19 protein-coding genes and 1 riboswitch are annotated in these 18720 nt (G+C 33.8%); of the genes, 4 read left to right on the top strand and 15 right to left on the bottom strand.

Annotated features, from left to right (window positions below; genetic code table 11):
• Positions 1–315: 315 nt before the first annotated feature.
• Both CRO00_RS19555 and CRO00_RS19550 read right to left on the bottom strand, forming a co-directional pair.
• A complete protein-coding gene (locus CRO00_RS19555; RefSeq protein ID WP_097075360.1) occupies positions 316–2889 on the bottom strand; it encodes a vitamin B12-dependent ribonucleotide reductase in 2574 nt (857 codons plus the stop codon).
• Between the two features lie 244 nt (positions 2890–3133).
• Entirely contained in the window at positions 3134–3967 is an 834-nt protein-coding gene (locus CRO00_RS19550) for a lipoate--protein ligase family protein (protein ID WP_097075359.1), read from the bottom strand.
• Positions 3968–4070: 103 nt separating this feature from the next.
• Between CRO00_RS19550 and CRO00_RS19545 the strand changes: the two genes are divergently transcribed.
• Positions 4071–4454, top strand: a complete 384-nt coding sequence (locus CRO00_RS19545) for a rhodanese-like domain-containing protein (protein ID WP_097075358.1) — start codon at positions 4071–4073, stop codon at positions 4452–4454.
• A gap of 307 nt (positions 4455–4761) precedes the next feature.
• Here the strand turns inward: CRO00_RS19545 and gcvPB are convergent, their stop codons facing one another.
• From gcvPB to comGA, 10 genes are all read right to left on the bottom strand, one after another.
• Positions 4762–6231 (bottom strand): aminomethyl-transferring glycine dehydrogenase subunit GcvPB, encoded by a 1470-nt coding sequence (gene gcvPB / locus CRO00_RS19540; protein ID WP_097075357.1) that lies wholly within the window; start codon positions 6229–6231, stop codon positions 4762–4764.
• On the bottom strand, positions 6224–7570 hold the full coding sequence (gene gcvPA, locus CRO00_RS19535; RefSeq protein WP_097075356.1) for an aminomethyl-transferring glycine dehydrogenase subunit GcvPA: 1347 nt from the start codon (positions 7568–7570) through the stop codon (positions 6224–6226). Before gcvPA ends, gcvPB begins: the two co-directional genes overlap by 8 nt.
• A gap of 17 nt (positions 7571–7587) precedes the next feature.
• A complete protein-coding gene (gcvT, locus tag CRO00_RS19530; protein WP_097075355.1) occupies positions 7588–8694 on the bottom strand; it encodes a glycine cleavage system aminomethyltransferase GcvT in 1107 nt (368 codons plus the stop codon).
• A 364-nt stretch (positions 8695–9058) separates the two neighbouring features.
• Positions 9059–9151: riboswitch (glycine riboswitch) on the bottom strand.
• Between the two features lie 130 nt (positions 9152–9281).
• Positions 9282–9794: a shikimate kinase gene (locus CRO00_RS19525; RefSeq protein WP_097075354.1), complete on the bottom strand. Its 513-nt coding sequence runs from the start codon at positions 9792–9794 to the stop codon at positions 9282–9284.
• Positions 9795–9991: 197 nt separating this feature from the next.
• The gene (comGF, locus tag CRO00_RS19515; RefSeq protein WP_097075352.1) at positions 9992–10456 is read right to left on the bottom strand and encodes a competence type IV pilus minor pilin ComGF; all 465 of its coding nucleotides are present in this window, start codon (positions 10454–10456) and stop codon (positions 9992–9994) included.
• Positions 10426–10743 carry a hypothetical protein gene (locus CRO00_RS19510; RefSeq protein WP_097075351.1) on the bottom strand — a complete coding sequence of 106 codons (318 nt, stop codon included), beginning with the start codon at positions 10741–10743 and terminating at the stop codon, positions 10426–10428. The genes comGF and CRO00_RS19510 overlap by 31 nt, the downstream gene beginning before the upstream one ends.
• Complete coding sequence (locus CRO00_RS19505) at positions 10736–11170, bottom strand: prepilin-type N-terminal cleavage/methylation domain-containing protein (protein ID WP_097075350.1); 435 nt, start codon at positions 11168–11170, stop codon at positions 10736–10738. The genes CRO00_RS19510 and CRO00_RS19505 overlap by 8 nt, the downstream gene beginning before the upstream one ends.
• A complete protein-coding gene (comGC, locus tag CRO00_RS19500) occupies positions 11167–11499 on the bottom strand; it encodes a competence type IV pilus major pilin ComGC (RefSeq protein WP_097075349.1) in 333 nt (110 codons plus the stop codon). Before comGC ends, CRO00_RS19505 begins: the two co-directional genes overlap by 4 nt.
• Before the next feature lie 14 nt (positions 11500–11513).
• A complete protein-coding gene (comGB, locus tag CRO00_RS19495) occupies positions 11514–12560 on the bottom strand; it encodes a competence type IV pilus assembly protein ComGB (protein ID WP_161946752.1) in 1047 nt (348 codons plus the stop codon).
• A gap of 1 nt (position 12561) precedes the next feature.
• Complete coding sequence (gene comGA, locus CRO00_RS19490) at positions 12562–13575, bottom strand: competence type IV pilus ATPase ComGA (protein ID WP_097075347.1); 1014 nt, start codon at positions 13573–13575, stop codon at positions 12562–12564.
• Between the two features lie 292 nt (positions 13576–13867).
• Between comGA and CRO00_RS19485 the strand changes: the two genes are divergently transcribed.
• Both CRO00_RS19485 and CRO00_RS19480 read left to right on the top strand, forming a co-directional pair.
• Positions 13868–14581, top strand: coding sequence for a helix-turn-helix transcriptional regulator (locus CRO00_RS19485; RefSeq protein ID WP_097075346.1), 714 nt, complete (start codon positions 13868–13870; stop codon positions 14579–14581).
• A gap of 114 nt (positions 14582–14695) precedes the next feature.
• Positions 14696–14938 carry a DUF2626 family protein gene (locus CRO00_RS19480; RefSeq protein ID WP_097075345.1) on the top strand — a complete coding sequence of 81 codons (243 nt, stop codon included), beginning with the start codon at positions 14696–14698 and terminating at the stop codon, positions 14936–14938.
• 106 nt (positions 14939–15044) lie between these two features.
• On the opposite strand, the gene CRO00_RS19475 is transcribed toward CRO00_RS19480, so the two are convergent.
• A complete protein-coding gene (locus CRO00_RS19475; protein WP_097075344.1) occupies positions 15045–15689 on the bottom strand; it encodes an MBL fold metallo-hydrolase in 645 nt (214 codons plus the stop codon).
• A gap of 166 nt (positions 15690–15855) precedes the next feature.
• Between CRO00_RS19475 and CRO00_RS19470 the strand changes: the two genes are divergently transcribed.
• Positions 15856–16035, top strand: coding sequence for a DUF2759 domain-containing protein (locus tag CRO00_RS19470; RefSeq protein WP_097075343.1), 180 nt, complete (start codon positions 15856–15858; stop codon positions 16033–16035).
• A gap of 100 nt (positions 16036–16135) precedes the next feature.
• On the opposite strand, the gene CRO00_RS19465 is transcribed toward CRO00_RS19470, so the two are convergent.
• Complete coding sequence (locus CRO00_RS19465; protein WP_097075342.1) at positions 16136–18031, bottom strand: LTA synthase family protein; 1896 nt, start codon at positions 18029–18031, stop codon at positions 16136–16138.
• Positions 18032–18389: 358 nt separating this feature from the next.
• Entirely contained in the window at positions 18390–18602 is a 213-nt protein-coding gene (locus CRO00_RS19460) for a YqgQ family protein (RefSeq protein ID WP_097075341.1), read from the bottom strand.
• Positions 18603–18720 lie beyond the last annotated feature (118 nt).

Here is an 18720-nt window from a genome sequence, read left to right as displayed (position 1 = left end):
CAAAAATTAATCAAAAGTCAACTACAGCAGTGGATTAACGGTCTGCCTAACTATATCAAGGCTTATTTGTCGATTTCAGTCTGCGAAGTTTGAGTCATTATAATGAAAAAAATTTACCACAAATTTTCCCCCAACGGCAATCTAAATATCAGTAAACTCTATATCAATTCTCTTTCTTCTTGTTTTCTCCTTCTTCAGCAACTCTTACATACAATTTTTATACATAATAAAACCCTATAAGAGAGACTTTTGTCCATCTTATAGGGTACATTTTATTCGTATCTATGTTCTAAGAGAGTTTTCTCGCCCTACTTACTATAAGCCGCACTTAAGTTGTGCACCACAACTTGTACATGTGTTACAGCCGCCTAATTCTTCAACAGTACCTTGTCGACAAACCGGACACGTATTTCCAACTTCTGAACCAATTGTAACATTAGTAGAAGTAAGTGGAGCAATTGTATCAACTAAAACAACTGGGTGTTTTTCACTTGCTTTTTCTTCTAGCACTTCTTCAAAAGCAAGTTGCTCATCATGTGATGATTCTGCCTTTAATGTTAGAACTTGTGAATCACGGCTACCATCAACATAAACCGTACCACCTTTAGCTCCACCTTTGTATAAACGTTCATAAACTTTTTGAACTTGCTCTACAGTATATCCTTTAGGAGCATTAACTGTTTTCGAAATCGATGAGTCTACCCATCGTTGAATAACACATTGTACATCGGCATGAGCCTCAGGAGTTAATTCCATTGATGAAATAAACCAATCCGGTAAGTTATTTTCGTCTGCATCCGGATGATTTTTTAAATATTCTTCTACGATTTCAGCTTTCACTTCAATAAACTTACCTAAGCGACCTGAACGGTAGTAAACGAATGAGAAATAAGGTTCTAATCCTGTTGCAACACCAACCATCGTACCAGTAGAACCAGTAGGAGCAACCGTTAATAAATGAGAGTTACGAATACCGTTCTCTAGCACCCCTTGGCGAACATGTTCAGGCATTTTTTGCATATAACCTGTGTTTATAAAGGCTTGTCTTAAACGGTTTGTCTCTTCTTCTGTATTGCCTTGTAAGAATGGGAAACTTCCACGTTCTATACCGAGTTCAATCGAAGTTTCATAAGCTGTTACAGCAATCGTTTCAAAAATTTTATCAACTAACTTATTTCCTTCAGCTGAACCATATTCTTTTTCGCAATAAATAAGAAGATCTGCTAACCCCATCACACCAAGACCAACACGACGTTCTCCTAGAGCTTGTTTACGATTTTCCTCTAAGAAATACGGTGTTGCGTTAATAACGTTATCTTGCATGCGCACTCCGACTCTAACAGTTTCTTTTAACGCCTCAAAGTTAATTGTTTTCGATTCTTTTTCAGCAAATTGCGCCAAATTAACTGCTGCTAAGTTACATACTGAAAATGGCGCAAGCGGCTGCTCACCACAAGGGTTCGTTGCAACAACCTTCTGTCCATAAGCACGAGCATTGGTCATGTCGTTCGCGTTATCAATGAAGAAAATACCTGGTTCTGCAGCATACGTTGCACAAATATTAATTAAATTCCAAAGTTCACGGGCCTTAATTTTACGATATGTGCGTACTCTGTAACCAAGCGCCTCCCATTCGCGAACATCCCCTACTTCATGCCATTTTTCATTATATATAGCCATCTCTTCCGGACTATAGTTTGCAACATCTGGGAATCGTAGTTCGTAATCTTCGTCATTTTCAATTGCAGCCATAAAATCTTTTGTTAAAGTTACCGAAATATTTGCACCCGTTAAAAACTCAGGATTGTGTACACTATATGTCCCACCATCGCGAAGTTTCATTTCTGCTTCTTTAATGATTCCTTCATTGAAACCACCAAAACCGGGGATATTTTTATAATTTACAATGCCTTGATACATTGCTTCTTCTTGTTGTGTTAATGGTTTAAATTTTAGCTTTTCTTGAGCTAGGCGTGTAATTAACTCATCTTCTGTATTTTCAATTAAATATCGAAGAATTCTTGGATTTTGCATTTTTGAAATAATAAATTCAACAATATCTGGGTGCCAATCTGCTAACATAATCATTTGAGCACCGCGTCTTGAACCACCTTGCTCTACAAGATGTGTTAGTTTCGCAATATCGTCAAGCCATGAGACAGATCCACTTGATTTTCCATTTACACCACGCGCAAGTGTATTGCGTGGACGCAGAGTTGAACCATTTGTGCCAACACCCCCACCACGACTCATGATTTCCATCACTTGTTTACGATGATCACTAATCCCTTCACGACTATCAGGGACAAAAGGCATCACATAACAGTTAAAAAAAGTTACATCTGTTTCTGAACCAGCTCCGTATAATACTCGTCCAGCAGGGATAAATTTCAAGGAAACAAGTTGCTCATAGAATTTGTTAAACCACTTTTCTCTATTTTCATCTGTTTCTTCAACAGTAGCTAACCCTGTTGCATTACGTTTTGCAATTTGTTCATAGAAAACTTCTAGAGGCTTTTCAATTACGTCCAAAGAGCGAACAATAATGCCTGTTTCTTGTTCTTTTGCATTGTCTAGTACGTGGCGATATTCTTCTTCAATTAAAATTTCAGCTTTTTTTGATTCAAAATCAATTGAGCGAATAAATCCAAGTCCACGTGCAGGAAATTTTGGATCTTCCTTAATTGTTAATACGACAAAATCTCCAGGCTTAATTGTTTTCTTTTCGGTATCCTTAAAGGAATAGCGGTCAATCATCACTAATCTTGACACGCCTTTGTGAGTTATATGCATGTCCTCTGTAATCGGGTGAACTTGGGGAAATTTTTCGATGTCCTTATTAAGTTGCTCTATGAGGATGGTTGTTTGTGTTTCATTTACCATTACCATCTGCCAGCCTCCTTGCTATTAATACATCTAGTATGAATCACCTTAATAGATTACACAATATATTGTGTTTATATTATAAAATCCACACTAGATGTTGTACTATTTATATTTACTAGAAAAGATTACCTCATATAAATTATCAATGCAAGGGGTTGATTTTTTCATTTTTATATAAAACGTTGAAAGGACAAGACTTTCAATACAAAAAAATTTTTTCCGCTCAAACAAAACATACGTTCTATATCTATTTTCTATAATTCCACTCATTAGTCAAGTATTTTGTTTCTTCTAAATTTTCAACATACTTTAGTTGTTCAGGTGTTAATTCGTAAGGAACTAATTCAATATCTAACGCCTTTTCAAAACCATCTCTAAAAGCATCTATACATTGTGCTATTGTAATTTCCTTCGATGTTAATTGATTAATTGCCACTGCTTTTTCGGGTAACTTTTTACGCATTTTTTCTTTAACAGCATCAGAAGAAAACTTAAATACGGATAATAGCTTTTCTTCATCAAGATCTAAAAGAATAGCACCATGCTGCAAAATGACACCTTTTTGTCTTGTTTGTGCACTTCCAGCTACTTTTTTCCCTTCAACGACAAGTTCATACCAACTCGGCGCATCAAAACAAACGGCGCTTTTTGGATTTTTCAAGTCTGCTCGTTTTTCTTCAGTATCCGGAACGCTAAAATACGCTTCTAGTCCAAGATTTTGAAAACCGATTAACAAACCTTCGCTAAGAACTCTGTAGGCTTCAGTAACCGTTGCTGGCATATTAGGATATTCCTCTGTCACGATGATGCTATATGTTAATTCATGTTCGTGTAAAACTGCTCGTCCACCAGTAGGGCGTCTAACAAATCCTAAATTTTGAGCTTTTACTGCCTCTAAATCTATATCCTTCTCCGCACTTTGGAAATATCCAATTGATAATGTTGCTGGATTCCATTCATAAAATCTTACTACAGGAGGAATTTCGCCTTTACTATGTAGTTCTAATAATGCTTCATCAAGAGCCATGTTATATGAAGGACGACAAGGTCCAGAATTAATAAAATACCATTTTGCTTTCATGATTTCATCTCCTCACAATAAATATCATTTTATCAAACTCATTGGACTATCGCTACTTTCTCTTTTATAATGGTATTTAGAGAAGGAAAGGAGATTTTTAGTAGTGGAAGTACTTTATACAATTGCTATCATACTTGGTTTAATTATCGTGTATGTTTTAGTAAACATGTTCAGACTAAAAAAAGCAGTAACCAATTTAACACAAGATGAATTCATCCAAGGTTATCGAAAAGCACAATTAATCGACGTTCGTGAAACAAAGGAATTTGACGCTGGCCATATTTTAGGTGCCCGTAATGTTCCTTCTACACAATTACGCCAACGTTATAAAGAAATTAGACCTGATCTACCCGTTTATTTATATTGCCAGAATTCAGGTCGTAGTGCCCGTGCAGCACTATTCTTGAAGAAAAAAGGCTATAATCAGGTTTATCAACTTCAAGGTGGATTTAAAACTTGGACAGGCAAAGTTAAAACAAAAGCTTAACAATTCTCCTATGAGTTTTTGACCATATCTTTTGTACATTTTCATCATACCTTAACAAATTTCATTATCTTAAAATAATTGGGATGCCTATCATAAAAAGGCATCCCATTTTGTATTTTCATTAAGACTTTCCCTCGAAAAAAAAGTTTCTTCCTATTATAATGTATTCCTTTCAGTTTACGACAATAGTAAGTATGTCTCATAATTACTATTAATAAAAAGTTAATTCCAACTAAAGAATTATGCTCGATAATTCTTAAAATTATTATAGAAAAAACGTCTCACAAATAGTGAGACGCCTTTTAAATTAAGCTTCTACTTTTGTATAACGAAGTACTGGAGAACGAGCAGCACGTGTCTCATCTAGACGGCTTACGACAGTTGTATGAGGTGCTTCTTGTACAATTGTAGGATTTTCTTCTGTTTCTTTCGCAATTTGAATCATAACGTCACAGAATGCATCTAATGTTTCTTTTGACTCTGTTTCAGTTGGTTCAATCATCATTCCTTCTTCCACATTTAATGGGAAGTAAATTGTAGGTGGATGATAACCGAAATCAAGCAAACGTTTTGCTATATCTAAAGTACGAACGCCTAATTTCTTTTGACGACGACCCGATAATACAAACTCATGTTTACAATGACGGTTATATGGTAGGTCAAAATAAGGCTCTAAACGACGCATCATGTAGTTCGCGTTCAATACAGCATACTCTGTCACTGCTTTTAACCCATCTGGACCCATTGAACGAATATAAGTATAAGCACGAACATTAATACCAAAGTTACCGTAATAAGGTTTTACACGACCAATAGATTGCGGACGGTTGTAATCAAAATGGAATGACCCATCTTCATTTTTCACTAAAACTGGTTTTGGTAAGAATGGAATTAAATCAGCTTTAACCCCAACAGGACCTGAACCAGGACCGCCGCCACCATGAGGACCAGTAAATGTTTTGTGTAAGTTTAAATGAACACAATCAAAGCCCATATCTCCTGGACGAGCTTTTGACATAACAGCATTTAAATTCGCACCATCATAGTATACTTTCCCGCCTACACTATGAATGATTTCCGCCATTTCAAGAATGTTCTCTTCAAATAAACCTAATGTATTTGGATTTGTTAACATTAATGCAGCAGTATCTTCTCCGACAACACGGCGTAAATCGTCTAAATCTACTAAACCATCTTCATTAGATTTAACTGTAATTGTTTCAAAACCAGCTACAGCTGCAGAAGCTGGGTTTGTCCCATGAGCAGAGTCAGGTACAATTACTTTATTGCGATGTCCTTCACCATTTGCTTCATGGAAAGCTCGAATCATCATTAATGCTGTCCATTCACCATGGGCACCTGCTGCAGGCTGTAATGTTACTTCATCCATACCTGTAATTTCAACTAATGATGTTTGTAATTCATATAATAATTCCATTGCGCCTTGTACAGTAGATTCGTCTTGTAATGGATGGATATTGGCAAAACCTGAAAGTCTTGCTACATTTTCATTGATTTTAGGGTTATATTTCATTGTACATGAACCAAGTGGATAGAAACCTGAATCTACCCCGTGATTACGACGTGATAGTGCAGTATAATGACGCATTATATCAAGCTCTGAAACTTCTGGGAGTTCAGCAGCTTCTTTACGAACATATCCTTCTGGTAAAAGTTCAGCAAGGTCGAAATCTGGTACGTCGATTTCAGGTAAACTATAACCTACACGACCCTCTTTCGATAATTCAAAAATAAGAGATTGGTTTTCGTTAAGCATTGTAAGCCCCCATTTCTGCAACTAATGTTTCGATTTCCTCTTTTGAACGTAATTCTGTAACAGCTATTAACGCATGGTTTACTAGTTCCGGATAAACACGGCCTAAATCGAAACCACCAATAATGCCTTTTTCTAATAATTTGTTATTAATTTCACTAACAGGTTTATTTGTTTTCACGACAATTTCGTTGAAGTGAGCACCTTGGAAAGGAACAACAAATCCAGCAGCTTCAAAAGCATTTTTTGCAAATCGTGTTTTTACAATGTTTTGTTTTGCCATTTCTTGTACACCTTGTTTACCAAGTGCTGTCATGGCAACAGAAGCAGCAAGTGCAAGCAGTGCTTGGTTTGAACAAATATTTGAAGTAGCTTTTTCACGACGAATATGTTGCTCACGTGCTTGTAATGTTAATACATAACCACGGCGTCCTTCATGGTCTACTGTTTCACCCACTAAGCGACCTGGCACTTTACGCATTAATTTTGTAGTTGTTGCAAAGTATCCACAGTATGGTCCTCCGAAACTTTCAGGAATCCCAAAAGGTTGTGCATCCCCAGTAACGATATCTGCTCCTAATTTCCCAGGTGGAGTTAATACACCAAGTGCAAGGGGATTTGACGAAACAATAAATAATCCTTTCGCATCATGAGTTAATTCACCAATCGTCTTAATATCTTCTACTTGACCAAAGAAGTTAGGATATTGAACTAAAACTGCAGCTGTTTGATCGTCTAGTAAACTTTTTAATGCTTCGATATCAGTAACACCATCTTTTGACGGAACAGTAACGACTTCAATTGATTGACCATAAGCATATGTAGCAACAACATCACGGTATTCGGGATGAATGCAATCGGATACTAAGATTTTTTTACGACGAGTATGACCTGCAGCAAGCATACCTGCTTCTGCTAAAGATGTTCCACCATCATACATAGACGAGTTTGCTAAATCCATTCCAGTAAGTTCTGCAATCATCGTTTGGAATTCAAAGATTGCTTGTAGCTCACCTTGTGAAATTTCTGGTTGATATGGTGTATAAGCTGTATAAAATTCAGAACGAGAAATAACATGATCAACAATAATCGGTTTGTAATGGTTATAAATACCAGCACCTAAGAAGGATACATGGGAGTCAGTATCACTATTCTTTGATGCTAGAGCCTTTAATTCTTTTAATAGAGCAGATTCTGACTTCGCCTCTGGAATATTATATAAACCTTTAAAGCGTACTTTTTCTGGAATATCTGAAAATAGTTCATCTACACTTTGTACACCAATTGTCTCTAACATTTCTTTTTGATCTGTTTCCGTCATTGGAAGATAACGATGTGCCATGAAATTACCCTCTTTTCTTATTTTTTTGAACGTTTATAAAAAGGTGTTGCAACTGTTTTAGCTTTTAACTTTTTATTTCGAATTTCAATTTCTAACTCTGTATCCAATTCAGTGAATTTTGAGTCAATTAAAGCAAGACCGATATTTCGTTTCGTTAATGGTGATTGAGTACCAGTTGTTATTTCGCCAATTTCTACTCCATCTTTAAATACTTTATAACCATGACGAGGAATACCTTTATCAATCATTTCAACCCCAACAATTTTACGTTTCAATCCCGCTTCTTTTTGAGTTGTTAGAGCATCTTTCCCAATAAAGTCACTTTCCTTCTGCAATTTCACAACGAAACCAATACCAGCTTCAAGAGGTGAAATATCCTGTGATAACTCTTGACCATATAACGGAAGACAAGCTTCAAAACGTAATGTATCACGGGCTCCTAATCCAGCCGGAACAACACCTTTGTCTTTTCCTATTTCTAAAATCTTTGTCCAAAGTTCTACAATTGCTGCTGGTTCCCCATAAAGTTCAAAACCATCTTCACCTGTATAGCCTGTTCGAGAAACTAAAACTTTTTGACCAGCAACATCAACATCATTAATAAATTTAAAAGATTTCAGTTCTGACAAATTTATATCCGTTAATTGTTGTAGTACTTCTTCCGAAAGTGGTCCTTGCAGGGCAATTTGAGCATATTCATTGGATTTGTTTGTTATCGTTACGTCACCTTCTACGTGGCGTTTCATCCATTCAAAGTCTTTTTCAATATTAGCTGCATTCACGCATAATAGGTAACTATTCTCCTGCAGGTAATAAACAAGAAGGTCGTCCACTACACCGCCATTTTCATAACACATTGCGTTGTATTGAGCTCCACCAATTGATATTTTAGAAATATCGTTGGATAATAATTTTTGTAAGTAAGTAGTAGCATCTTTACCTTCAACGAAAATTTCACCCATATGAGATACATCAAATAATCCCGCACGGTTTCTTACTGCATCGTGCTCCTCTTTGATAGATGAAAATTGTACAGGTAGTTCCCATCCACCAAAATCAATTGTTTTCCCACCAAATTTCGCATATTCTTCAAATAGCGGAGTTCTTTTTAATTGGTTTGACATGTGATTTCCCCCTCTTTTACATTACCTAAAATAAGCAAATTCATTTATACAAAACATTAACTTTAAAGATCGGGATATTCGGCCACAGTTCTAGAAATTCGTATTTTACTTGAAGGACAAAACTTTCTAAACATAAAAAAGGACAGAAGAATCCCACTACTTTTTAGGATTCCTCTGTCCTTGCACCTGAAAGTTACACCAAAATAACTGACTAATGAAACTTGTCATATTATTAGGCTTTCCCCTTTGGTGGCTATTCTTACCATACCCGTCAGTTCCGGAAATTACAAAAGATTTTTTAAGTTTTTTTCAAGACAAATAACCTTCAATATTGTAATTGATAAAATAGCGCTCTCCAGAGATGCGTCCTGTACGAGTCTTTTTGCCTGAGAGATTCATAGTTTTCACTACTTGCTCCTTCGGCGACGCTCTTCACGTTCTCTCCCCGCACAATCATCCGCGAAATATTCAAAATTCAATGTACAAATATACTGCTCTTAGCCATATCCTAACATTGTTTAGTCTATGAAGGCAATCTTTTTTTAAAACAGATGAAAAAACGAACATTTTTAATAATTTTTTGCTGATTATTCGATTTTTAGACGTCTAACTTGGAAGCCAATATATTCAACAATTTGTCTTAATGTACGTCCACCTGTTAAAACACGGATATGACCTGCTTCACGATAAAACTTTCTTCTACTGTAATATAGTTGTTCTAATTCAGCTTTTGTAGAACGTTGTACAATTGGGCGGTTTTTGTCATTTTTTATCCTTACGTAAATATCTTCAAAAGTTGCATCTAAAAAAAACACAAGTCCTGATCTTCTCATGAGTCTGCGATTTTCTTCTTTCATCGCAACTCCTCCACCAGTTGCAATAATACACGACTCGTCTCGAAAATTACGTAAAAATTCGGTTTCAAGATTTCTAAAATAAACCTCACCATATTTTTCAAATATTTCTGGAATTGTCATTCCTTGTTGCCGAACTATTTCGTGATCCATGTCGTAATATGGCATTTTCAAAAAGTAGCTTAATCTTCTTCCGATTGCACTTTTGCCACACCCCATGAAGCCAACTAAATATATTTTCCGCATGATATCACCTTCTTTACTACGCAAACTCTTACTACTTACTACCAATTTCCTCTAGTAGGTTTATCGTAGCACGAACATTGGCGAATTCCAATGAATTATATACTTTTATTTGCGATTCATAGCAAAAAACGAAGTAAGATACAAAAAATGTCGAAAAAAATAGTAACGAAATCGCTAGTAGATAACTTCCTCCTCTATTATCCATTAAATACTTGAACAAAAAATTCTCTCTCCTTTACTAACCCGCTTTGAAATACTACTGAAATAGTTAAATAATTTCCATACAAATTAAATGAAAATTCTTTTATGCCAGTTAATAGAGGAACATATCCTTCAAAGCTCTTCTGAAGTCGAATAATATCCTCATATCGACTAACTAATACGATTTCCTGTGAGTCTACATAACTTATAAAGATCGTATCTTCAATTATGGACGACAGTTCTATTTGCTTAACATTTAATAAATATTGTTCAAAGTCATTTACGAATAACTCCCAAGCAACATGTTCATTTGTTGTTAAAGCATCATCCATTTGATTAAGCCAACTGTAAATCGATATAAGAAGGTGAACAAATAAAATGAAAACAATAAGATTAAATAAAGCTTCAATCAATGTATATCCATTTGAATTTAATCGATTTCTCCGAATTGATTGATACATTTCGTCCTTTCTCCAAGTAAATTAGTAAATTCCACACATATTTTAGTTGCTTCGTATCTCCATTGATAGGCATTATTTTCTATATTCATAACACCACTATAACTGCCCTCGTATAAAATCTTCTTTGCTGCTTCGTAAGCAGTAATGGATGCGTGTAGTTCCATTTTATTATTACTTAGCGTGCTATACATTTGATAAGAAAGAGGGACTAAAGTTCCTGTGATTATAAATACAATGGCAATCGTTAAAAGGCTCTCAATAAATGTTACCCCTTTAGAGTTAAACAATTTTCATCCGCCCTTTATTGATATTTAATATTATTTGTTTTTCGCCTAAAGGTGTTTTGAATCTTAACTTTCCAAAATCATAATTTACTCCTTTGAACATTCTTATTTTCCTTACAGTACTGTATGGTGTTATTTCGATACCTGGTGGATAGGTCCTTTCAAAAATACGTCCTCCCCTATCATAATAGGCATAATACGAATTTTGGCTGTTAAACTCTAAGGTAATCACTGTTTCATGTTCTATGGAGTGCGCTTGAATTGTTTGGATGTCAAGTTGAACTTGTTGAATAAACATGTCGACCAAATGTTTTTCTGAAAACTTATTTGTGAACTGTAATGCAATCGAACTAATAATTGTTACAACAAATAATACTAGCAATATTTCTAGAAGCGTATACCCTTTACTATTGAATATTAGACCTCTCATGTACCATCACTAACATTTTCCTTATTATTTACTACGACACTACCATCCTCTTGAATATTGACAAGCTCACCATTAGGACATGTCGTTTCATTTTCCTTCAAATACTTTTCTTCTACTAGTTGATCAATTGAGGTCGGAAACTTTTTGTGTTCAATTTTATAAGCTTCCACTTGACCTTGCACCATATTGACATAAGCATCACATCCCTTTTCATCGATGGTTGCAAAGTGTTTCGTAACATTTGGAATTGTCACTAAAATTAATACAGAGATAATTAGCAATACTATTAACATCTCAATGAGCGTAAATCCTTTTGAGTTTCTAATCATTTATACTCACCTCATTATAGTATTTCAATGATTTCATACATCGGGAGCAACACACTTAAATATGCCGCGATAATACAAATAGCAATGATGATAAATAACAACGGCTGTACAATTGATAGACCCGTTTTAATAATGGTTTGGAGCTTCTCATCAAGTAAATCGCAATAAATGAGTAATTCTCTTCCAAGATGACCGTTTTTTTCTCCATGTTTAATAAAGTCCTCAAATTTAGGGAAAAACCACGACATTATCGAGATACAGTGAGAGAGAGAATCTCCATAAATAATATGTTTCTCAATTTCTGAGGAAACGTAGGCTAATAATTTATTTAACTGTTGCTGTTGCAATATATTTAATGCCTGCTGTAATGAGAAACCACTAACTAACAAACTTCCTAAAGTTCTCGATAATTCTCTAGTAATAAATAATTTATAAAAATAGTTTACTATTGGTATTTTTAATAGCAATTGTAATCTCCGTCGAACATCTTGCCTTCTAAAATAGAATAAACATATGACTAACCCGACAAAGATGAGAAATAAGGTTAAAATTAAATAATCAGGTAAATGAAGAAATATACTAGATAGACCAATAGTTGATGTTGATTCCTGTGACCTTGAATCAATAATGCCTTCAATATTTGGCAGAAAGTAAGTTCTAAAAGAGATAAAAACTCCCGTTAAAATTACAATAAGTACAAAAGGGTAGCTTAAAAGTTTAATTAACTTTTTTTGCATATTTTCATTAAATTCTATTTGCATAGCAATATTTTTTAGCGCCCTCCCCATATCACCGTTTTCTTCTGCTATTTTGATTGCTATTAAATAGTAATTGGGAATGGAAAAACATTGTAAAATATCTGATACATCTTCCCCGTTCCTTAACTTTTCTTGTATGATGGTACGCCAATAGTCTACTTTTTCTGTATGAAAAGGAAGTAACATCGTGATTGAATCTGAAAATGTATAACCTTCTTCTAAAAGGGTACTTAATCTATACAGAAACGAAGGAATTTGCTTAATTTTTTCCTTTTTTAACCTTGAAATATATTTATCTTTCATTTCAAGATATTGTTGATGTAGCACAGTGAGCGTTCACCTCTAACTTATTAAGTTGATAATATAAAGTCTCATTTGTTGGTAGGTTGTACTCGTCCCCCCGCATAGTTGAGTAAATTGCTTCTACTAAATTAAAATCACTTAATATTTCATAAATAGCCTTTCTTTCATCGGAATCTACTTGAACTAAACACTGTGCAACAATTCCAATTAAAGCCTGTCTCATTTCTTCTAATGAAATAGTTAAGTCCATTAAACGATACAAACAATTTACAGTATCTTTAGAGTGAATGGTAGAAAGTACGAGATGACCAGTAAGCGCTGCTTCAATTGCAATCTTTGCCGTCTCTTTATCGCGTATTTCACCAATCATTATGACGTCAGGTGAATGACGGAGAATCGCTTTTAAGCCAGAAGCATATGTAACTCCTGCTCGTTCATTTACTTGAATTTGTAATAGTTGTGATTGATTGCTTTCGACTGGGTCTTCTAAGGAAATTACTTGTCTAGCAAGTGTTTCACTACAATAATTGATAAGAGAGTAGAGCGAGGTAGTTTTGCCAGATCCAGTTGCACCACAGAACAATAGAAGCCCTTGTCTGTTTGAAACGAGTTGAACGAGCCTATCAGCAGATTCTGGATATAAACAAAGTGAAGTAATTGGATGACGAGAGTTTTGAAGCAAAAGACGTATAACAAGACTTTCTTTCCGATAAACTGAAGGCAATGTTGAAACACGAAACGAATAAGTATTTTCTTGAATTTCTTTTTGGAAAGAACCACTTTGAGGTTTTCGTTTTTCACTTATATCTAGTGAGGATAAAAATTTAAAAAATGAAATTATACGATCCCCAAGTTCATATGGGACATTGCCTGCTGGAAATAGCTTTCCATACTTTCTAAAATGTATTTTATAATGTTCAGTTGTTGGTAATATGTGCAAATCCGAAGCACCAAAGTGGATTGCTCTGACTAATAGCTGAACACTTTTATTTTCTACTACCGATTCAATGTCCATTGTTTACACCTCTTCAAGTAGAATTTTTTCGACCGCAAATTATTAAAGACAGTATATAATGGACATCTTTACTAGAAAACCCTTTTTCCCAACAAAAAAATTTGATAGTTTTTTCACCTATCAAAAGTAATTTTTTCATTAGAAATAATCCATTCTATTAGAAATGAAAATGAAAAGAGGATTTTCAACATTTTTCAATTAAATGAAAAATGTTTTTCATTACCTCTATCATTTCCACTATAGAAAAGATAAAATTATGTATATATATAATAATCCGTAGAGAGGTGATTTGATGATCCATCCTTTAAAAGTAACGAGCACTTTAGCAGATGAAACAAGGTATCAAATATATGAATACATGCTACAAGAGAAAAAGCCGTTTACAGTTCAGGATATCGCAGACAAATTTAATATTCATCCTAATGTCGCTAGGCTTCATTTAACAAAGTTATCAGAAATAAATGTGATTACAGCAGATTTTGTGAAATCAGGAAAAGGCGGACGTCCTGGTAGAGTATATAAAGCTAGTGAGCAAGGTGTTGTATTAAGTTTTCCAAAACGCGATGAAAGTTTATTGTTAAAATGGTCAATCCAATTAATAGAAAAACTAGGTGTTAATGCTCTAGAAACAGCAAAACAAATTAGTTATCAGGATGGCTTTGAGCAAATTAACAAACAACTTCATACCGAACATAAAATTAAACAAACAATAGGTTTTGATGAAAAACTTAATATACTAACACAAAGTGCAGCTATGATTGGTTATATCCCACAACTAGAAGAAACAGAGACGGGAACAAAAATTATTTTTACAATTTATAATTGTCCGTTTAATAATCAATTATCTACAAATAATAATATTGTTTGTGCAATACATGAATCTTATTTAAAAGGACAAGTGGATGCCCTATTTTCTCAAAATGAATTTTTACAATTTGAAAATATGGTAAATGATTGTGATTTTTGCAAGTATTCAATTAATGTACCAAATAAGGCAAAAATATAATATTCCACCTGTTTGTCACAAACAAAATAGAAGTAGCAGTTTACATTAAGCTTTCAAATCATTTATAATAAGAATTGAGATTATTGTGTCGTATGGCAAAAGGAGGGATTCTTCATGAGTAATATGTATAAAGTGTTAGCTTTCTGGACAGGTATATTTGCTGTTATGTTCTATTTAGGTGATATGTACGAGGTTTCGCTATTATTCGTTGGTAATACTGTATTATTCTTATTATTAGGCTTTTTAAACCTAACAGAACGCATGTACATGTACATTTTCGGAGCTTATTTAACAATTTTCTTCGCTGGATTCACGTATTATACTACATTTATCCACGTACCTGGTGCAGGCCATTAATAAATAGCATCGACTGATAAATTCAGTCGGTGTTTTTTAATATAAAAAAAGAGAATATTTAAAATAAAAATGAGTGTCCAATTAGATAGCGGACACTCATTTTCAATTAAAAGCCATTTAGAAAAGGATTCATTTCCATTTCAGCTGCAGGCGTTGTATAAGAACCATGACCAGGGTAAATAATAAAATCCTCGGGTAAAACAAGAAGTTTCTCATGAATGGATTTTAATAAAACCTCTAAAGAGCCACCAGTTAAATCCGTTCTACCAATACTACGTTCAAATAATGTATCGCCCACAATTGCAAAGCCATCTTCTTCAAAAATATAGGAGATACTTCCCGGTGAATGACCAGGAGTAAAGACAGCTTTAAATTTAAAATCATCAATTTTAAAGATTTGTTCCTTCTGTATGATGTGTTCTACTTTTGGTGGTGAGATAATATAATTTGGTAACTCAGCATATCTTCCCGATCCGTTTTTCATCGGATCTGCAAGCCAACTCACCTCATTTGCATGGATATATACTGGAAGATCAAAAGCATCCCTTAGTGCATCTACTGCTCCAATATGATCAAAATGTGCGTGAGTTAAAAAAATAGCCCTTGGTTTTAATTGGTTTGAACGAATAACTTTAAGTATTTTTGCTGCTTCTTCACCCGGATCAAAAATTAAACAATCTTTCTGCTTATTACTAACTATATAACAGTTTGTTTGTACAGGACCTAAACTAAAAACTTTTACATTCAACATTGATTTTCACCTCTTGAATATTATACAGGTACTAGAATAAAATTACATTGTTTGTTCATATTTATATTTGATTTCTTCTCGACAAAAAGACAACTGTGTTTTACAATAAAGAAGGAATATTGTTTATCGACATTCATTTTCTAATGTCGAAAGGAGTGTCTTATTAATGAACTTATTAATGGTTATTTTCGCTTTAGTAGCAATCTTTGCAGTAGTAAATATATTCCAAGCAATTAAAGAGAAAAATGTATTGGCGATTGTTTTCAGCCTAGCTACTGCAGCAATTTTTGGTTGGTTTGTAATCATGACTGTTTTAAATCAAGGTTATCCACCAAAATTACACTAATTTCTTCGAAAAAACGAGATATCATCATGATATCTCGTTTTTTCATTTTCTCAAGCTAACATTAAAATAACGGTGTAGCAATAAAGCTACACCGTTTAAATTAGTTAACAATATCTTGTTTTAAATTCCCCGTTTCTGAATCATAGAATCGAAGCAAGTCTCCATTAATGATTGCATCAGAGTATTCTAATTCAACGCTTGCTCTATCAATATAAGGTTGACAAGCTTCAATACCGATTTCTGTTCCTGTTACACGATCATAACAAACTTCACCAGCATAAACTACCTCGTCCGTTATAAAGCGTCCATCACGGAAAATAACAAAATCTTCATGTTCTTCTGAAAAAATATCCGCACCTAACTGCATATCATTGGAAGTTTCAATACCTAATAAATGTAGGATAGTTGGTCTTAAATCAATTTGACCTGCAGTTTTATCAATCTCTCCACCATCTCCAGAACCTGGAACATGGATAAATAATGGGACAGATTGTAGTAGTGCACTATCATAAGCGGTAATTTCTTCTTTATTTAAGTACATTGCCATCGCTTTGTTATGATTTTCAGAAATACCGTAGTGATCCCCATACATTACAATAATTGAGTTTTCATACAAACCTTTTTCTTTGAGTTGTTCAAAGAATACTTTTAGTGACTCATCTAAATAACGTACTGTTTGGAAATAACGATTTAGTGTACCTGAATTTGAATTATATTCAGGAATCATAATATCTTCTGGATCTAAATAAAACGGATAGTGATTTGTTAGTGTAATCATACGAGAATAAAATGGCTGCTGCATTTGCGTCATTAATTCTGCAGATTGTTCAAAGAATGGTATATCCTTTAGTCCCCAGTTCACAGAATTTTCATCTGTAACTTGATATGAATTTATATCATAAAATTTATCAATATTTAAAGATTTATAAATCATATCACGGTTCCAGAACGATGAATTGTTGGAGTGCATTACATTCGTAAAGTATCCATTTTCACCAAGTTTTTCTGCCATCGAGTTATACGTATTCCCACCATGTGTAAAGAATACCGCACCACGACCTAATCCAAACAATGAGTTCTCTACAATAAATTCAGAATCTGAAGTTTTCCCTAACCCTGTTTGATGATAAAAATCACTAAAATAATACGTATCTTTATCATTCGTTAAAGAATTTAAAAACGGTGTTACAATTTCACCGTTCATTTCATTATTAATAACAAAACTTTGCAGTGATTCTAAAGATACAACAATTAAGTTTCGTCCTTCATATTTACCAAACATTTTCTCGTTAATTGCTGCTTGATTTGCTTGAACATAGTTATCTACTTCGACTAGTTCACTTCCATCTGCTAATGCACGTTGAGCACTGGATTTTGATTGTACATAAATATCATATAAATGGTAGTTATACGTACCAATATTTTTCACAAGTAACTCGCGGTCAAACGCACGTGTTAATAATTGTGGACGCTCTGTTTCAGCTAATCCTAAATTTAAGAATAATACTGCCATTGCTAGCACAAAATAAGCACGTCGGAATTCTTTACGAACTGTCAATTGATTTTGCAATTTTGGAATAAATTTAACAGCAGAAATTAAAATTGCTACATCAATAAAATAAAGTAAGTCTAGCCAGTTTATTATCGCGCCAACTGACGTACCTAACTCACCGAAATTGCTAGTTTGGAACAATACAGGTAGTGTAATGAAATCATTATAGAAACGGTAAAACCCTACGTTTGTATATAAAACGATTGACAGAATGATACTCATCGTAACAATATAACGATTCCTTGCTTTAGGTGATTTAAAAAATAAGGATAATCCGTAAATAAATAATAAAAAGCTTAATGGGTTAATGATTAGGATAATGTGCTGCATTAAGTTTTCAATATCCATTTCAAAACTTGTATGATATACAATGACAGTTTTTATCCAAGTCGCAAGTACCGCAATAGCTAATATCGAATGTTTAGGCCATCTTATTGATTTCATTCCTAACATCCTTTCTACATAATTGATATAGACTAATAAAATAAAATTTTCAACAAACACATTTTCGTAAAATAAAAACAAAGTATATCTTAATCTTTTTAACAACAAGAATCAATATAATTTGTTTTTCTCTAGATATGTGCAAAAAATTAAAAACTCAATAAAACACTTTGTAAATGACATCTGATAGTATTTACGATTTATTTACAAAAAGGTTCCCAAATTAAAACAGTGGAAACATACCCACTGTTATCTCACCTATAAGTTCTGATTTTAAATTAAAAGGAAAATTTTTTCAATAAATTAATAAACATTTCCTTTTTTCACCCTTATTCCTCAAAATTTATCAACTAATTATTCAATTTTCTATTTTACCTTCTCTTTCTAACCTTGTTGTTTCTTGACGAATAATTAACATTGCTGTTTGGAAATCTTTTGGATCTAAAACACGGGCTTTGAATAATTCACGAATTTCGTCTTCCATTAAGATTAAATCACCAATACGATCCCTCGTATAAATATATATCCCATATTGTTTAAGTAAATCATATATGTCTTTCATTGTTTTCATATTAATACTTCCCCTTTCGATTTTCGTATTGTCAAAACTTATATATATAAATCGCTAATAATCGTTGGTTTTACAGTCTTTTATGCAAAAAAACTTGCCACCCCCTGAATTTTGATGT

Origin of the sequence: Ureibacillus xyleni (assembly GCF_900217795.1) — a bacterium.
In the GTDB taxonomy this organism is placed as follows: domain Bacteria; phylum Bacillota; class Bacilli; order Bacillales_A; family Planococcaceae; genus Ureibacillus; species Ureibacillus xyleni.
The sequence above is the reverse complement of the archived record's forward strand: the minus strand, read 5'-3'. Positions and strand labels throughout refer to the sequence as shown.

What these genes read in the sequence shown, in the direction of transcription:
- comGF (WP_097075352.1), bottom strand. Translation starts at nt 10,456, where the DNA reads ATGTATCAATCAATTCGGAGAAATCGATTAAATTCAAATGGATATACA.
- comGB (WP_161946752.1), bottom strand. Translation starts at nt 12,560, where the DNA reads ATGAAAGATAAATATATTTCAAGGTTAAAAAAGGAAAAAATTAAGCAA.
- CRO00_RS19460 (WP_097075341.1), bottom strand. Translation starts at nt 18,602, where the DNA reads ATGAAAACAATGAAAGACATATATGATTTACTTAAACAATATGGGATA.
- CRO00_RS19485 (WP_097075346.1), top strand. Translation starts at nt 13,868, where the DNA reads ATGATCCATCCTTTAAAAGTAACGAGCACTTTAGCAGATGAAACAAGG.
- CRO00_RS19550 (WP_097075359.1), bottom strand. Translation starts at nt 3,967, where the DNA reads ATGAAAGCAAAATGGTATTTTATTAATTCTGGACCTTGTCGTCCTTCA.
- comGA (WP_097075347.1), bottom strand. Translation starts at nt 13,575, where the DNA reads ATGGACATTGAATCGGTAGTAGAAAATAAAAGTGTTCAGCTATTAGTC.
- CRO00_RS19465 (WP_097075342.1), bottom strand. Translation starts at nt 18,031, where the DNA reads ATGAAATCAATAAGATGGCCTAAACATTCGATATTAGCTATTGCGGTA.
- CRO00_RS19505 (WP_097075350.1), bottom strand. Translation starts at nt 11,170, where the DNA reads ATGAGAGGTCTAATATTCAATAGTAAAGGGTATACGCTTCTAGAAATA.
- CRO00_RS19525 (WP_097075354.1), bottom strand. Translation starts at nt 9,794, where the DNA reads ATGCGGAAAATATATTTAGTTGGCTTCATGGGGTGTGGCAAAAGTGCA.
- gcvPA (WP_097075356.1), bottom strand. Translation starts at nt 7,570, where the DNA reads ATGGCACATCGTTATCTTCCAATGACGGAAACAGATCAAAAAGAAATG.
- comGC (WP_097075349.1), bottom strand. Translation starts at nt 11,499, where the DNA reads ATGATTAGAAACTCAAAAGGATTTACGCTCATTGAGATGTTAATAGTA.
- CRO00_RS19470 (WP_097075343.1), top strand. Translation starts at nt 15,856, where the DNA reads ATGAACTTATTAATGGTTATTTTCGCTTTAGTAGCAATCTTTGCAGTA.
- gcvT (WP_097075355.1), bottom strand. Translation starts at nt 8,694, where the DNA reads ATGTCAAACCAATTAAAAAGAACTCCGCTATTTGAAGAATATGCGAAA.
- gcvPB (WP_097075357.1), bottom strand. Translation starts at nt 6,231, where the DNA reads ATGCTTAACGAAAACCAATCTCTTATTTTTGAATTATCGAAAGAGGGT.
- CRO00_RS19555 (WP_097075360.1), bottom strand. Translation starts at nt 2,889, where the DNA reads ATGGTAATGGTAAATGAAACACAAACAACCATCCTCATAGAGCAACTT.
- CRO00_RS19480 (WP_097075345.1), top strand. Translation starts at nt 14,696, where the DNA reads ATGAGTAATATGTATAAAGTGTTAGCTTTCTGGACAGGTATATTTGCT.
- CRO00_RS19475 (WP_097075344.1), bottom strand. Translation starts at nt 15,689, where the DNA reads ATGTTGAATGTAAAAGTTTTTAGTTTAGGTCCTGTACAAACAAACTGT.